This window comes from Micromonospora sp. NPDC047467 (assembly GCF_040643095.1).
Taxonomy (GTDB): Bacteria; Actinomycetota; Actinomycetes; order Mycobacteriales; family Micromonosporaceae; genus Micromonospora.
Genome location: NZ_JBEYTO010000002.1, coordinates 11,077 through 11,342 on the forward strand (window position 1 = coordinate 11,077; position 266 = coordinate 11,342).

Genomic DNA, 266 nt, shown 5'->3' on the forward strand with positions numbered 1-266 from the left:
GGTGTCGGGGTGCCACAGCCGCACCACCCGGTCGACGCCGGCGGAGACGAGCAGGGTGGTGTCCTTGGAGTGGGTCCAGGTCCCCACCGCGAACACCGGGCCGGTGTGGCCGTGGAGTTCGCCGGCGGGCCGGAGGGTGTCGGGGTGCCACAGCCGCACCACCCGGTCGACGCCGGCGGAGACGAGCAGGGTGGTGTCCTTGGAGTGGGTCCAGGTCCCCACCGCGAACACCGAGTCGGTGTGGCCGTGGAGTTCGCCGGCGGGTG

General features: G+C 73.7%; 1 protein-coding gene. It reads right to left on the reverse strand.

Annotation, left to right across the window (positions count from 1 at the left end; genetic code table 11):
• A partial coding sequence (locus tag ABZ780_RS04225; RefSeq protein ID WP_357484130.1) for a hypothetical protein occupies window positions 1–266 on the reverse strand: 266 nt, incomplete at both ends.